Source organism: Lelliottia nimipressuralis, assembly GCF_004402045.1.
Lineage (GTDB): Bacteria > Pseudomonadota > Gammaproteobacteria > Enterobacterales > Enterobacteriaceae > Enterobacter > Enterobacter chinensis.
In genome coordinates this window covers 169,262-181,997 of sequence record NZ_SOMG01000014.1, presented here as the reverse complement: position 1 = coordinate 181,997, position 12,736 = coordinate 169,262, and the positions used below count along the sequence as shown (strand labels likewise).

At 56.7% G+C, this 12,736-nt stretch carries 14 protein-coding genes; 9 read left to right on the top strand and 5 right to left on the bottom strand.

Annotated elements, in window-relative coordinates:
• Positions 1–1,197, bottom strand: coding sequence for a glycine C-acetyltransferase (kbl, locus tag E3U32_RS08040; protein ID WP_134348348.1), 1,197 nt, complete (start codon positions 1,195–1,197; stop codon positions 1–3).
• A gap of 215 nt (positions 1,198–1,412) precedes the next feature.
• On the opposite strand from kbl, the gene rfaD reads away from it, so the two are divergent.
• The 5 genes from rfaD to E3U32_RS08015 are packed head-to-tail and all read left to right on the top strand — an operon-like array spanning position 1,413 to position 6,592.
• On the top strand, positions 1,413–2,345 hold the full coding sequence (gene rfaD / locus E3U32_RS08035; protein ID WP_008502707.1) for an ADP-glyceromanno-heptose 6-epimerase: 933 nt from the start codon (positions 1,413–1,415) through the stop codon (positions 2,343–2,345).
• 2 nt (positions 2,346–2,347) lie between these two features.
• Positions 2,348–3,394, top strand: a complete 1,047-nt coding sequence (rfaF, locus tag E3U32_RS08030) for an ADP-heptose--LPS heptosyltransferase RfaF (protein WP_134348347.1) — start codon at positions 2,348–2,350, stop codon at positions 3,392–3,394.
• A 3-nt stretch (positions 3,395–3,397) separates the two neighbouring features.
• Entirely contained in the window at positions 3,398–4,384 is a 987-nt protein-coding gene (gene rfaC, locus E3U32_RS08025) for a lipopolysaccharide heptosyltransferase RfaC (RefSeq protein ID WP_134348346.1), read from the top strand.
• Positions 4,377–5,486, top strand: a complete 1,110-nt coding sequence (gene rfaQ / locus E3U32_RS08020) for a putative lipopolysaccharide heptosyltransferase III (protein WP_134348345.1) — start codon at positions 4,377–4,379, stop codon at positions 5,484–5,486. Before rfaC ends, rfaQ begins: the two co-directional genes overlap by 8 nt.
• On the top strand, positions 5,483–6,592 hold the full coding sequence (locus tag E3U32_RS08015; RefSeq protein ID WP_134348344.1) for a glycosyltransferase family 4 protein: 1,110 nt from the start codon (positions 5,483–5,485) through the stop codon (positions 6,590–6,592). The genes rfaQ and E3U32_RS08015 overlap by 4 nt, the downstream gene beginning before the upstream one ends.
• Here E3U32_RS08015 and E3U32_RS08010 read toward each other — a convergent pair.
• Positions 6,571–7,674 (bottom strand): glycosyltransferase family 4 protein, encoded by a 1,104-nt coding sequence (locus tag E3U32_RS08010; protein WP_134348343.1) that lies wholly within the window; start codon positions 7,672–7,674, stop codon positions 6,571–6,573. The two genes, E3U32_RS08015 and E3U32_RS08010, sit on opposite strands and share 22 nt — an antisense overlap.
• Before the next feature lie 157 nt (positions 7,675–7,831).
• On the opposite strand from E3U32_RS08010, the gene E3U32_RS08005 reads away from it, so the two are divergent.
• From E3U32_RS08005 to coaD, 4 genes are all read left to right on the top strand, one after another.
• A complete protein-coding gene (locus tag E3U32_RS08005; RefSeq protein WP_047347568.1) occupies positions 7,832–8,815 on the top strand; it encodes a glycosyltransferase in 984 nt (327 codons plus the stop codon).
• 66 nt (positions 8,816–8,881) lie between these two features.
• Complete coding sequence (gene waaA / locus E3U32_RS08000; protein ID WP_134348342.1) at positions 8,882–10,156, top strand: lipid IV(A) 3-deoxy-D-manno-octulosonic acid transferase; 1,275 nt, start codon at positions 8,882–8,884, stop codon at positions 10,154–10,156.
• A complete protein-coding gene (locus E3U32_RS07995) occupies positions 10,156–10,926 on the top strand; it encodes a glycosyltransferase family 2 protein (protein WP_134348341.1) in 771 nt (256 codons plus the stop codon). Before waaA ends, E3U32_RS07995 begins: the two co-directional genes overlap by 1 nt.
• A 3-nt stretch (positions 10,927–10,929) precedes the next feature.
• The gene (gene coaD / locus E3U32_RS07990) at positions 10,930–11,409 is read left to right on the top strand and encodes a pantetheine-phosphate adenylyltransferase (RefSeq protein ID WP_134348340.1); all 480 of its coding nucleotides are present in this window, start codon (positions 10,930–10,932) and stop codon (positions 11,407–11,409) included.
• A gap of 2 nt (positions 11,410–11,411) precedes the next feature.
• Here coaD and mutM read toward each other — a convergent pair whose 3' ends face one another.
• From mutM to rpmB, 3 genes are all read right to left on the bottom strand, one after another.
• Positions 11,412–12,221 carry a bifunctional DNA-formamidopyrimidine glycosylase/DNA-(apurinic or apyrimidinic site) lyase gene (gene mutM, locus E3U32_RS07985; RefSeq protein ID WP_134348339.1) on the bottom strand — a complete coding sequence of 270 codons (810 nt, stop codon included), beginning with the start codon at positions 12,219–12,221 and terminating at the stop codon, positions 11,412–11,414.
• 72 nt (positions 12,222–12,293) lie between these two features.
• The gene (rpmG, locus tag E3U32_RS07980; protein WP_003024094.1) at positions 12,294–12,461 is read right to left on the bottom strand and encodes a 50S ribosomal protein L33; all 168 of its coding nucleotides are present in this window, start codon (positions 12,459–12,461) and stop codon (positions 12,294–12,296) included.
• Between the two features lie 22 nt (positions 12,462–12,483).
• Positions 12,484–12,720, bottom strand: coding sequence for a 50S ribosomal protein L28 (rpmB, locus tag E3U32_RS07975; protein ID WP_002436699.1), 237 nt, complete (start codon positions 12,718–12,720; stop codon positions 12,484–12,486).
• Between the last annotated feature and the right edge of the window lie 16 nt (positions 12,721–12,736).

The following is a 12,736-nucleotide window of genomic DNA, read 5'->3' as shown; positions in this document are numbered from 1 at the left end:
TCAGGCAATTACGCCCAGCTGTTTGCCGATGCGGGTAAAGGCTTCCACCGCACGCTCAATTTGTTCAGGCGAATGCGCCGCAGACATCTGGGTGCGGATACGCGCCTGACCTTTTGGCACCACCGGGAAGAAGAACCCGGTGACGTAAATCCCTTCTTTTTGCAGCTCGCGGGCAAACGTCTGCGCAACGACCGCATCGCCCAGCATGACCGGAATGATCGCGTGGTCAGCACCGGCCAGGGTAAACCCTGCAGCGCTCATTTTTTCACGGAACAGACGGGCGTTGGACCACAGGCGGTCGCGCAGCTCAGCGCCGGACTCCACCATCTCCAGCACTTTGATGGAGGCAGAAACAATCGCCGGTGCCAGGGAGTTGGAGAACAGATACGGGCGAGAGCGCTGGCGCAGCCACTCCACCACCTCTTTGCGCGCAGCGGTGTAGCCGCCAGATGCGCCGCCGAGCGCTTTGCCCAGCGTACCGGTGATGATGTCCACGCGGCCCATCACATCACAGTATTCGTGGGAACCACGGCCGTTTTCGCCGACAAAACCAACCGCGTGAGAGTCATCGACCATCACCAGCGCATCGTATTTATCCGCCAGGTCACACACGCCCTTCAGGTTGGCGATCACGCCGTCCATCGAGAACACGCCGTCGGTGGCGATCAGCACATGGCGAGCGCCTGCTTCGCGCGCTTCTTTCAGACGCGCTTCCAGCTCCGCCATGTCGTTGTTGGCGTAACGGAAACGCTTCGCTTTGCACAGACGCACGCCGTCAATGATGGAAGCGTGGTTCAGGGCGTCGGAGATAATTGCATCTTCTGCACCAAGCAGGGTCTCAAACAGACCGCCGTTGGCGTCGAAGCAGGAGGAGTACAGAATCGCGTCTTCCATCCCTAAGAAGTTCGCCAGCTTTTTCTCAAGCTGCTTGTGGCTGTCCTGGGTACCGCAGATAAAGCGTACGGAGGCCATACCGAAACCGTGGGTGTCCATGCCGTTTTTCGCAGCGGCAATCAGCTCAGGGTGATTCGCAAGACCTAAGTAGTTGTTCGCACAAAAGTTGATCACATGGCTGCCATCGGCAACGGTGATGTCCGCCTGCTGAGCAGACGTGATAATACGCTCTTCCTTGAACAACCCTTCCGCACGTGCGGTGTCGAGGTCGCTGTTTAACTGTTTGTAAAAATCACCACGCATTGCAATTCTCCAGACTCGGCAAATTTCGGGACATATTACCCAAACCTATAGTTCATGACGAGATGACACATTATCTCTTGTCGTTTTTGCAGCATAAATCACGCGTACCCCTGCCCTATGAAGGTGAATGGCTGAAGGGCAGCCATACTAATGATATGATAGAAACATTAGCGTCCGGGATTGTCCCCGGGCTTCACACTTCAAAGGTTACAGTTATGATCATCGTTACCGGCGGCGCAGGCTTTATCGGCAGCAATATTGTTAAGGCTCTCAATGACAAAGGCATCACCGACATCCTGGTGGTTGACAACCTGAAAGATGGCACCAAGTTCGTCAACCTGGTGGATCTGAACATCGCTGACTACATGGATAAAGAAGACTTCCTTATCCAGATTATGGCAGGCGAAGAGTTCGGCGAGATCGAAGCTATCTTCCATGAAGGTGCCTGCTCTTCCACCACCGAGTGGGACGGCAAGTACATGATGGACAACAACTATCAATACTCCAAAGAGATCCTGCACTACTGCCTCGAGCGTGAAATTCCCTTCCTGTACGCCTCTTCTGCGGCAACCTACGGCGGCCGCACGTCGGACTTCATCGAGTCCCGCGAATATGAGCAGCCGCTGAACGTCTACGGTTACTCCAAGTTCCTGTTCGACGAATACGTCCGTCAGGTTCTGCCAGAAGCGAATTCCCAGATTGTGGGCTTCCGTTACTTCAACGTCTACGGGCCGCGTGAAGGCCACAAAGGCAGCATGGCAAGCGTAGCGTTCCACCTGAACACCCAGCTGAATAACGGCGAAAGTCCAAAACTGTTCGAAGGCAGCGACGGCTTTAAGCGTGACTTCGTCTACGTAGGCGACGTTGCCGCAGTGAACCTGTGGTTCTGGGAAAACGGCGTTTCCGGCATCTTCAACCTCGGTACCGGCCGCGCGGAATCCTTCCAGGCGGTGGCTGATGCCACGCTGGCGTATCACAAAAAAGGCAGCATTGAGTACATTCCTTTCCCGGACAAGCTTAAAGGCCGTTATCAGGCGTTCACTCAGGCCGATCTGACCAACCTGCGTGCAGCGGGTTATGACAAGCCGTTCAAGACCGTTGCCGAAGGCGTAACGGAGTATATGGCCTGGCTGAACCGCGACGCGTAAGTATGAGAATTCTGGTGATCGGCCCGTCATGGGTGGGCGACATGATGATGTCGCAAAGTCTCTATCGCACGCTCAAGGCGCGCTATCCCCAGGCGATAATCGACGTGATGGCACCCGCATGGTGCCGTCCGCTGTTATCACGTATGCCGGAAGTTAACGAGGCGATCCCGATGCCGCTTGGCCACGGGGCGCTGGAAATTGGCGAACGCCGCAAGCTCGGCCATAGCCTGCGCGAGAAGCGCTATGACCGCGCGTATGTCCTGCCAAACTCCTTTAAATCTGCCCTTGTGCCCTTCTTTGCAGGCATCCCGCACCGTACCGGCTGGCGCGGTGAAATGCGCTACGGCCTGCTGAACGATGCGCGCGTACTGGATAAAGAGGCCTGGCCGCTGATGGTGGAGCGCTACGTGGCGCTGGCCTATGACAAAGGCGTGATGCGCAGCGCGAAAGACCTGCCACAGCCGCTGCTCTGGCCACAGCTTCAGGTTAATGACGGTGAAAAATCCCAGACCTGCAACGCGTTTGGGCTTTCGTCTGAACGCCCGATGATTGGCTTCTGCCCTGGCGCCGAGTTCGGCCCGGCAAAACGCTGGCCGCACTATCACTATGCGGAGCTGGCGAAACAGCTGATTGACGAAGGCTACCAGATAGTCCTGTTCGGTTCGGCAAAAGACCACGAGGCAGGCAATGAAATCCTCGCGACGCTCAGTAACGAACAGCAGGCATGGTGCCGCAACCTGGCGGGAGAAACCCAGCTTGAGCAGGCGGTTATCCTGATTGCCGCCTGTAGCGCCGTGGTCACCAACGACTCTGGCCTGATGCACGTCGCCGCTGCACTCAACCGCCCGCTGGTTGCGCTGTATGGCCCAAGCAGCCCGGACTTCACGCCACCGCTTTCTCATAAAGCGCGCGTCATTCGCCTGATCACCGGCTATCACAAAGTGCGCAAAGGCGATGCCGCAGAAGGCTATCACCAGAGCCTGATCGACATTACCCCGCAGCGCGTTCTTGAAGAGCTTAACGAACTGCTGTTAAGCGAAGAAGGATAACGAATGCGGGTATTGATCGTTAAAACTTCGTCAATGGGCGATGTTCTGCATACGCTGCCGTCACTGACGGACGCCATGCGGGCCATTCCCGGTATTCGTTTTGACTGGGTGGTGGAAGAGGGCTTCGCGCAAATCCCCACCTGGCATGAAGCGGTCGACCGCGCGATCCCGGTGGCGATTCGCCGCTGGCGCAAAGCGTGGTTTTCTGCGCCGATTAAAGCCGAACGCAAAGCCTTCCGCGAGGCAGTGCAGGCGCAACGTTACGATGCCATCATCGACGCGCAGGGGCTGGTCAAAAGCGCCGCGCTGGTAACGCGTCTGGCGCACGGCGTAAAGCACGGCATGGACTGGCAAACCGCCCGTGAACCGCTGGCGAGCCTGTTCTATAACCGCCGCCACCACATCGCGAAGCAACAGCACGCGGTGGAACGTACCCGCGAGCTGTTTGCAAAGAGTCTTGGTTATGCAAAGCCCGAAATGCAGGGTGATTACGCGATTTCTCAGCATTTCCTGCACAGTTCGCAACAAACAGACTCGCCTTATCTGATTTTTCTTCATGCGACGACCCGCGACGACAAGCACTGGCCGGAAGCGCACTGGCGGGAACTGATCGGCCTGCTGGGGAATGCTGGACTACGTATCAAACTTCCATGGGGCGCGCCACATGAAGAAGCACGCGCCAAACGTCTGGCAGCAGGGTTTGATTACGTGGACGTTCTGCCGCGCATGAAACTTGACGGCGTAGCCCAGGAGCTGGCAGGCGCTGCGGCAGTGGTCTCCGTGGATACGGGCCTCAGCCACCTGACGGCGGCGCTGGATCGACCTAATATTACGCTTTACGGCCCAACGGACCCGGGTCTTATCGGCGGCTATGGAAAAAATCAATATATCTGCCGCCCGGAATACTCATCGCAGCTGAGCGACCTCAGTGCCGCTGCGGTATTTGCGCAATTAGAGCCTTTGCTGGCAGCAGAGAGAGCCTATGTCTGATTTTTTCTCAGCGGAGCGTCCACCAAAGCGCGTGCTGATCGTTAAGTTGCGTCACCACGGTGACGTTCTGCTTACTTCGCCGGTGTTCACCGTGTTGAAGAAGAACTGGCCGAACGTGGAAGTCGATGCGCTGGTCTATGACGACACGCAGGCGATGTTGACCAGCCACCCGCATATCGACCAGGTCCATACTATCGGGCGCAACTGGCGTAAAAAGGGGTGGTTTGAACAATTCCGCCTCTACCGCGCGCTGCTCAATACCCTGAAAGGCCGTCAGTATGACGTGCTGATTAACCTGACCGAACACTGGCACGGCGCGCGTCTGGCGCGTCGCCTGAAACCGCGCGTCTCCGTCGGCTTTAAGCCGGATAAACGCGGGGGCCTGGCGCGTCGTCGCTGGGTGAAATCGTTCACCACGCTCTACCCGGCGATTCAGGACAACAGCCGTCATATGGTGGAGGTTAATCTGGACGCCCTGCGCCGGATCGGCATTCATCCACAGTCCGACGAAGACAAACATACCCTCTTTGTGCCTGGCGACGCGGCAGAAGCCTCTGTTGCCGAAAAACTGGCCGGGTTTGGGCTCGCGAGTAAATCCTACATTCTGGTTCACCCGACCTCGCGCTGGATGTTTAAGGCCTGGGATATCAAAAAGCTGGCAGCCACTATTGATAACCTGGCGGCGCGCGGCCTGCCGATTATTCTCTCCGCCGCACCGTCAAAAGAAGAGAAGGCCTACATGGATGAACTGCGCGCTGCCCTCACCCAGCCGGTCTTTGATTTAAGCGGTCAGTTGAACCTGAAAGAGCTGGGCGCGCTCATGAAGCACGCGCGGGTGTACTTCGGTGTGGATTCTATGCCGATGCACCTTGCAAGCGCCGTCGGTACGCCGACCGTCGCCATCTTTGGCCCTACCGGTGCCATCAAGTGGGCACCGTGGGGGGTAAACTACCGTGTGATTGTGGCCGGGTTTACCTGTCAGCCGTGCGGCAAAGCGGGCTGCGGAGACAGCGGTGTTTCAGACTGCATCACCGCCATCACCCCGCAGCAGGTGCTGAGCGCCATTGATACGATGCTCCTGGAAACGGGAACAGCTGCATGAAGCTGGCGATTGTTCGACAGACCTACAACCCCAACGGTGGCGCAGAGCGTTTCGTCTCACGTGCGCTTAACGTGCTGGCGCAGGATACCTCGCTTGACGTCACGCTGATTGCCCGCCAGTGGGAAGATGCCGCAGGCTGGAAAACGCTGACGGTCAATCCGCCGTTTCGCAATCGTATCGCCCGTGAATCCGGCTTTGCCACCGAAGCCGCCGCGCATTTTGCGCAGTTTGATATTGTGCAAAGCCACGAACGCATACCGGGAGCGACCATCTTCCGGGCGGGTGATGGAGTTCACGCCACCTGGCTTGAGCAATATGGTCGTATTCTGTCGCCGCTGGCGCGCTGGGCGCAATCTCTGAGCCGCTATCACCGCTACATTCTGCAGGCTGAGACGCAGATGTTTACCCATCCGCAGCTGCGCAAGGTGATCTGTAATTCGAAGATGGTGCGCGACGATATCGCCCGCCGCTTCGGGCTGTCGGATGACAAGCTGACGGTGATCTATAACGGCGTCGACACTGCCCAGTTCAACCCTGACGTGCGCTCCCTTTCGCAGCGTGAAGCGCTGGGCATTCCCCCTGCCGCGCCGCTGCTGGCGTATGTTGGGTCAGGTTTCAGCCGTAAAGGTGTTGCCACCGCGCTGCGCGCCATTGTGGCGCATCCTGACGTCTGGCTGCTGATTGCCGGGCGCGATAAACATGCGCGGAAATTTGAAAAACTGGCGCAAGCGCTGGGAGTCGCCTCACGCGTAAAGTTCCTGGGGCCCGTTGCCAACGTGCGCGAAGTGTATGGCACGGCGGATGCGCTTATCCTGCCGACGCTCTACGATCCCTTCCCGAACGTCTGCGTGGAAGCGCTGGCCTGCGGTTTGCCGCTGCTCACCAGCCACGGCTGTGGCGCGGCAGAGTGGATAACCGAGGGTCAAAACGGCTGGGTGCGCGATGCGCTGGACAGCGAAGGCTACCAGCAGGCCATCTCTCTGTGGCTGAAAGGCCGCGAACAGGGTGTCGATTACTCCGCTGCTGCACGTGCAACTGCGGAGCCTTTCACCCTGGACAGAATGGCGCGAGAGCTACAAACGCTTTATCGCGATTTGCTACGCTGAGCGGCATCGGAGAAGACCTTCTCCATCGCGTCCAGCATACATTCGCGGGTAAAGTGCGTGCTCAGGTAGTCATACCCCTGTTGCGCGAGTGTCTCGCGAAGGGCTGAGTCGTCATAGAGTTTTAATATGGCATCGTGCAGTGCGTTTTCGTCGCGCTGCGCGATCAACAATCCCGTCTGCCCGTTAATCACCGCATCTCCCGTTCCACCGGCATCCGTTGCAATGGTTGCAATACGGGAGGCTAACGATTGCAGCACGCCCTGCGGGACACCTTCCATATCGTGCGAAGGGCTCAGCGCAATATCAAACGCCGGGAACCAGCGTTCTGGCTCGGTTTGATGTCCCGCCATCACCACGCGTTGCTGTAACCCCAGCGCTGTAATTTCCTGTTCCAGCGTCGCTTTGTGCGGGCCTTCGCCGACAATCGCCAGCTTGATCTGCGGATTGTCGATTTTCGCCAGGGCACGCAGCAGTACGCTGTGACCTTTGTTCGGACGTAAATGCGACACCACGCCCAGCCAGAAATCTGACTCAGATAAGCCACAATGCGCGCGGGCTTCGTGCTTATCTCCCGGGTGAAAACGCTGCGTATCGACACCGCTTGGCACCGACGTACTCTGGGGCATCGGCACACCAATATTTGCCACCTGATGACGTAACGCCTCCCCTGTGGTCACGATATGCGCGCAGGCCGTGCGGAACAGCCAGCGAGTCGTCCAGTTGTTGCGCGGTACACCTGATGCATGACGGGTGCGGACCAGCGGCACGGGGTTGGAGAGCGTCAGATTTGCCAGCGCCACCAGCCAGGTATCGGCGGAGTTATGGCTATTAATGACGTCAATCGACTGGCGATTATCCTTCAACCAGCGACGCAGCAACTGTAGATTTTTAAGGTTCTTGCGCTTCAACGGCATCGTGACAACCGTCAACCCGGCATCGCGCGCCAGCGCGTGCAGCGGCGCAGTTTCCGGACAAAGGATAGTCACCTGATGGCCACGCTGAATCATCCCTAGCGATTCGTTGATAATACGCAGAGGCTGTCCGCCTTTGCCGCCGTCTGCTTCAGTGTGAACAATATGCATACATTTCCTGTTAAGAATCTCGTCCGCGTGACGCTAATTTGCCGCCTGAAAGGATCTTTGTCCCTCCAGGCATATGTTTTTAGTATCCACCAGATATAATACAGCACGAATGGTATCACCATATTGGGTGGCCTGCCCTGAACACAACGGAGAAAGCATGTCCGACAAACCTTTATTGAGCCTTGTAGTCGCCGTCTATAACGGTGAAAAATTCCTCAGTGCATTTTTCGACAGCATCAAAGCTCAACATCTGGACAGTCTGGAACTGGTCGTTGTGAACGACGGATCAAGCGACAACTCCTCCGCCATCATTGCTCAGTACGCCGGAGAATTTCCGTTCTACAAGGTCATTGACCAGGCTAACCAGGGCGTCTCAGCGGCCCGTAATACAGGTCTCGCGCAAGCAACAGGCGAGTATGTTGCATTCCCGGATATCGATGATGTCATTTACCCGGGTATGTATCCGCGCCTGCTTGAGATGGCTAAAAAGAACGATCTCGATGTGGCGACCTGCAACGGCACGTATATCTACGATGACGGCAGGCCGTCGAAGAAAATCTTTCCGTCCGACAAACTGCAATCCACAGACGTACTGGATGGCCCAACGTGGCTACAGCGCGCGCTGGCGTCGCGTAAATTCCTGCACGTTACCTGGCTGAATATTTATCGCCACGCGTTCATTAAAGAGCAGGGTTTCACCTTTGAACATGGGCTGCGACACCAGGATATCCCGTGGACCACCGAAGTGCTGCTGACGGCCAAACGCGTGCAGTACACTGACGAAACCTTCTATGACTACCTGATTCATTCCGCCTCCGTCTCGCACACGCCAGGGACAGATGACACGCGCATGCGTAACGCTCGTCACTACATGAAAATCCTGGAAATGCTGGATGTTATCAACCAGCGTTACCCGGAAGCCGTACGCCGGGTACCGGCCTGCCGGTGGCAGATTGCAAAAGAGGGGCTGGGCATTCTGCACGCCATTAACAACATCGGCGATCTCAGTAAAAAACGCGAAATTATTCGTGAATTGTTCGACCGAGGTATCTGGGCACTCATCTGGAAAAATGCCCGTGGGCTGCGCCAGCACTGGCGACTTGGCCGCCGTTATTTCCGTTTGAAACGGTATCTGGCATAAGAGATAGCTTTACCCGGCTTAAATGCTTAGAATTTGCCCGCCGAAACTAAAAAAACGGATAATCGCTTGGAATTGTTGTATACCGCTCTGCTCTACATCATTCAGCCACTGGTGTGGCTGAGACTGTTGCTTCGTAGCCGTAAAGCGCCTGCGTATCGTAAACGCTGGGCTGAGCGCTATGGCTTCTGCCGCAATAAAGTCTTACCGGACGGTATTTTGCTGCATTCCGTTTCTGTCGGTGAAACGCTGGCGGCGATCCCGCTGGTTCGCGCCCTTCGCCACCGCTACCCGTCTCTGCCGATCACCGTCACGACAATGACGCCGACCGGCTCGGAGCGCGCGTTATCCGCTTTTGGCAAAGACGTTCAACACGTCTATCTCCCTTACGATCTGCCCTGCGCCATGAATCGTTTCCTGAATACCGTTCGCCCGAAACTGGTGATCGTGATGGAAACCGAACTGTGGCCGAACATGATTTCCGCCCTGCATGCCCGTAAAATCCCGCTGGTGATTGCCAACGCACGCCTGTCAGAGCGCTCGGCGAAAGGTTACGGCAAGTTAGGTAAATTTATGCGCCGCCTGCTCAGCAAAATTACGCTGATTGCCGCGCAAAACGAAGAAGATGCAGCACGCTTTGTCTCTCTCGGCCTCAAACGCAACCAGCTTGCGGTAACGGGCAGCCTGAAATTTGATATTTCGGTTACCCCTGAACTCGCCGCCCGCGCGATCACACTGCGTCGCCAGTGGGCCCCGCGACGTCAGGTCTGGATTGCGACCAGCACCCACGACGGCGAAGAAGAGATCATCCTCCAGGCGCACCGTAAGTTGCTGGAAAAATTCCCCGATTTACTGCTGATCCTCGTTCCACGTCATCCGGAGCGTTTTAAAGATGCCCGCGACATGGTGCAGAAAGGCGGTTTCAGCTACACCCTGCGCAGCAGCGGTGAGATCCCTTCCGGCAGCACTCAGGTAGTGATTGGCGATACCATGGGCGAGCTGATGCTACTTTATGGCATTGCCGATCTGGCCTTTGTTGGCGGCAGCCTGGTGGCGCGCGGCGGTCATAACCCGCTGGAGCCAGCAGCCCACGCCATTCCGGTGCTGATGGGACCACACACGTTTAACTTCAAAGATATCTGCGCTAAATTGCAGCAGGCCGATGGTTTAATTACCGTGACCGATGCGGATTCGGTGGTCAAAGAGGTCTCGACCCTTCTGACTGACGAAGATTATCGCCTGTGGTACGGGCGTCATGCCGTCGAGGTGCTGCATCAGAACCAGGGCGCACTGACCCGTCTGCTGCAACTTCTGCAACCTTATCTGCCTCAGCGGAGCCACTAATGTCAACGCGTCTGTCGGTCGTGATGATCGCCAAAAACGCCGCCGACCTGCTTCCGGATTGTCTGGCCTCCGTCGCCTGGGCTGACGAAATCGTCGTGCTCGATTCCGGCAGCACGGACAATACGGTGGACGTTGCCCGCGCAGCGGGCGCAAAGGTCTTTATCAACACCGACTGGCAAGGCTATGGAATCCAGCGCCAGCGCGCGCAGGGATACGCCACTGGCGATTATGTTCTGATGCTCGATACCGACGAACGCATCACGCCAGAACTTCAGCAGGCCATTCAGGCGGTGCTTTCCTCGCCTCAGCCTGGTGCGGTCTACAGCATCGCCCGCCGCAACTACTTCCTCGGCCGTTTTATGCGCCACAGCGGCTGGTATCCAGACCGCGTGATGCGCCTCTACGAGCGCGAGCGGTATCAGTACAACGACAACCTGGTCCATGAGTCCCTGGCTTGCGATAGCGCCCAGGTGATCCCTCTGGCGGGCGACCTGTTGCACCTAACCTGTCGGGATTTCGCCAGCTTTCAGCGTAAACAGCTTAACTATGCCACCGCATGGGCGCAGGAGCGCCACCAGCGCGGCAAGAAGGCCACGCTGAGCGGTATCTTCACCCATACGCTGGGCGCGTTTCTGAAAACGCTCCTGCTGCGTGGTGGCGTACTGGACGGTAAACAGGGGTGGTTACTGGCAGTGGTGAATGCCCAGTATACTTTCAACAAATACACCGAGCTGTGGGCGCTCTGCCGCGGCTACTCAGAGAAAACGTGAGCCATGAGCACAAAAGCGATTTATCCGGGTACCTTCGATCCGATCACTAACGGTCATCTTGATATCATCACCCGTGCGGCGTGCATGTTCGACAAGGTGATCCTGGCCATTGCCGCCAGCCCCAGCAAAAAACCGATGTTCGATTTGCACGAGCGCGTACAGCTCGCCACCAATGCCATTTCGCACCTGCCGAACGTTGAGGTTGTCGGGTTTAGCGATCTGATGGCTAACTTCGCCCGCGCTCAGCAGGCAAACATCCTGATCCGTGGTTTACGCGCGGTGGCAGACTTCGAATATGAGATGCAGCTGGCGCACATGAACCGCCATCTGATGCCGGAGCTGGAGAGCGTATTCCTGATGCCCTCCAAAGAGTGGTCGTTTATCTCTTCCACGCTGGTAAAAGAGGTGGCGCGTCATCACGGCGATGTCACCCATTTTCTGCCGACTAACGTCCACCAGGCGTTGATGGAAAAGCTAAAGTAGCGCTATTTCTGGCACTGGCGGCAGTAGAACGTCGCGCGCTGGGCGTGCTTCGTGGCAATAACGGGCGTGCCGCAGACTCTGCACGGTTCGCCTTTGCGCCCGTACACCTGCAGCTCCTGGGCAAAATAGCCCGGCTTGCCGTCACTTTGCAGGAAGTCCTTCAACGTTGTCCCGCCCTGCTCAATCGAGCGCAGTAATACGGCTTTAATCACCCGGACCAGCAGTTCACACTCCTTCGCCGACAGCGAAGAGGCCAGCCGATCGGGATGGATCCCGGCCGCAAACAGCGATTCGCTGGCGTAGATATTTCCCACGCCGACCACCAGCTTATTGTCCATCAGCCAGGGCTTAATCGGAGTCTTCTTCTTCGCACACTTCGCTTGCAGGTATTCCGCGTTAAACGCGTCTGAGAGCGGCTCCGGGCCCAGATGCGCCAGTACGTTATGTCCTTCCAGCTCCTTCGTCCACAGCCACGCACCAAAGCGCCGTGGGTCGGTGTAACGGAGCACTTTACCGTTGCTCATCACCAGATCGACGTGGTCGTGCTTTTCCGCAGGCAGCTCTTCGGTCAAAATGCGAAGGCTACCGGACATCCCCAGATGGATAATAATCCAGCCGTCGGGCAGTTCCAGCAGCAGGTATTTAGCGCGGCGCTGCACGCTAAGAACGGGTTTATCGCTCAGGGCATGGATCTCATCGGATACCGGCCAGCGCAAGCGCCCATTACGGACAACCGCGTGAAGAATAGTCGCGCCGACCAGATGGGGCTCAATGCCGCGGCGGCTGGTCTCTACCTCAGGTAATTCAGGCATGGTTCCTCCGTTGAGATGCAGAATGCAAAAAACCCCGCAGTTGCGGGGTTTTTCAATACAAGGAGACTAAAATTATTTGATTTTAGCTTCTTTGTACAGTACGTGCTGGCGTACAACTGGATCGAATTTTTTCAGTTCCAGTTTTTCCGGCTTAGTACGTTTGTTCTTCGTGGTGGTGTAGAAGTGACCTGTACCAGCAGAAGAAACCAGCTTGATTTTCTCACGAATACCTTTAGCCATGATTTATTTCCTCTTTAAGTACTTAGTACTTTTCGCCACGGGCACGCAGTTCAGACAGAACTGTATCGATGCCTTTCTTATCGATTACACGCATACCTTTAGCAGATACGCGCAGGGTGACAAAACGCTTCTCGCTCTCAACCCAGAAACGGTGAGAGTGCAGGTTCGGCAGGAAACGGCGTTTAGTCGCGTTCAGTGCGTGGGAACGGTTGTTACCGGTCACCGGACGCTTGCCAGTAACTTGGCAGACTCGGGACATGTCTATTCTCCAAAAA

Bases quoted from the DNA above. Each gene is read 5' to 3' on its own strand.
- coaD (WP_134348340.1), top strand. From the start codon at position 10,930: ATGAGCACAAAAGCGATTTATCCGGGTACCTTCGATCCGATCACTAAC.
- mutM (WP_134348339.1), bottom strand. From the start codon at position 12,221: ATGCCTGAATTACCTGAGGTAGAGACCAGCCGCCGCGGCATTGAGCCC.
- rfaC (WP_134348346.1), top strand. From the start codon at position 3,398: ATGCGGGTATTGATCGTTAAAACTTCGTCAATGGGCGATGTTCTGCAT.
- E3U32_RS08015 (WP_134348344.1), top strand. From the start codon at position 5,483: ATGAAGCTGGCGATTGTTCGACAGACCTACAACCCCAACGGTGGCGCA.
- rfaQ (WP_134348345.1), top strand. From the start codon at position 4,377: ATGTCTGATTTTTTCTCAGCGGAGCGTCCACCAAAGCGCGTGCTGATC.
- E3U32_RS08005 (WP_047347568.1), top strand. From the start codon at position 7,832: ATGTCCGACAAACCTTTATTGAGCCTTGTAGTCGCCGTCTATAACGGT.
- rfaF (WP_134348347.1), top strand. From the start codon at position 2,348: ATGAGAATTCTGGTGATCGGCCCGTCATGGGTGGGCGACATGATGATG.
- E3U32_RS07995 (WP_134348341.1), top strand. From the start codon at position 10,156: ATGTCAACGCGTCTGTCGGTCGTGATGATCGCCAAAAACGCCGCCGAC.
- rpmG (WP_003024094.1), bottom strand. From the start codon at position 12,461: ATGGCTAAAGGTATTCGTGAGAAAATCAAGCTGGTTTCTTCTGCTGGT.
- E3U32_RS08010 (WP_134348343.1), bottom strand. From the start codon at position 7,674: ATGCATATTGTTCACACTGAAGCAGACGGCGGCAAAGGCGGACAGCCT.
- kbl (WP_134348348.1), bottom strand. From the start codon at position 1,197: ATGCGTGGTGATTTTTACAAACAGTTAAACAGCGACCTCGACACCGCA.
- rfaD (WP_008502707.1), top strand. From the start codon at position 1,413: ATGATCATCGTTACCGGCGGCGCAGGCTTTATCGGCAGCAATATTGTT.
- rpmB (WP_002436699.1), bottom strand. From the start codon at position 12,720: ATGTCCCGAGTCTGCCAAGTTACTGGCAAGCGTCCGGTGACCGGTAAC.